The sequence below is a fragment of the Roseomonas sp. TAS13 genome, from assembly GCF_001950415.1.
Taxonomy (GTDB): domain Bacteria; phylum Pseudomonadota; class Alphaproteobacteria; order Acetobacterales; family Acetobacteraceae; genus Roseomonas; species Roseomonas mucosa.
Genome location: NZ_BDLP01000731.1, coordinates 1 through 874, shown reverse-complemented (window position 1 = coordinate 874; position 874 = coordinate 1). Strand labels below are relative to the sequence as shown.

General features: G+C 74.0%; 2 protein-coding genes. One reads left to right on the top strand and one right to left on the bottom strand.

Annotation, left to right across the window (positions count from 1 at the left end; translation table 11 throughout):
- A partial coding sequence (locus ROTAS13_RS25185) for a LysR family transcriptional regulator (RefSeq protein WP_171979252.1) occupies positions 1-342 on the bottom strand: 342 nt, incomplete at its 3' end.
- Positions 343-457: 115 nt separating this feature from the next.
- Between ROTAS13_RS25185 and ROTAS13_RS25180 the strand changes: the two genes are divergently transcribed.
- Positions 458-874, top strand: a 417-nt coding sequence (locus tag ROTAS13_RS25180) for an EamA family transporter (RefSeq protein ID WP_216348755.1), incomplete at its 3' end; no start/stop codon positions are given.

Here is an 874-nt window from a genome sequence, read left to right as displayed (position 1 = left end):
GCGGATGGTGCCGGTGAGGCCGGTGGGGGCGCCGTCGAGGCGGCGGAGGAGGCCGGTGACCTCCGCCTCCATGCGGGCGGCGGCGGCGAGGAGCTGTTCGCCGGTGGGGGTGGGGGTGAAGCCGTCCGGGGTGCGGGTGAAGAGGGGGGTATCGAGGTCGCGTTCGAGGGAGTCGAGGCGGCGGGCGATGGTGGTGTGATCGACGCCGAGGCTGCGGGCGGCGGCGGAGAGGGTGCCGCCGCGGCGCAGGGCGAGGAGGGTGCGGAGGCGGTCCCAGTCCGTGAGGGCGCGGTCGGGGCCGGGCGCGTGGGCAGGCGTGGCTGTGCGTTTCTGCGCGGGCATTGTGGGAAGGAGCGCGTTTCCTGTGCGGCTGTCCACGGGCATGTTGCGTGGGTGCGTGAGACAGCAATGGAGCGGTCCGATGGTGCGGGTGCCGGTTTGGTTACGGGGCGGGGCGATGCTGGCGGGGACGGCGGTGGCCTGGGGCGGGATGTTCGCGGTGACGAAGCCGCTGATGGGGATGGTGGACCCGTTCACGCTGACGCTGGTGCGGTACGGGGTGACGGCGCCGGTGTTCCTGGCGCTGCTGGTGCTGGTGGAGGGGGTGGGGGCGCTGCGGCTGGAGGGGCGCGGGTGGCGGCTGTGGTGGCTGGGGACGCTGGGTTTCGCGGGGTTCGGGGTGCTGGCCTTCCTGGGGCTGCGGGTGGCGCAGCCGGAGCATGCGGCGGTGATCCCGGCGACGATGCCTTTGATCGCGGTGGCGGTGGCGGCGTGGCGGGCGCGGCGGCGGCCTTCGGGGCGGGTGCTGCTGGCGGTGGCGCTGGGGCTGGCCTGTCTCTTGATCACATCTACGCACAGCTCCACCGTAAGGCGA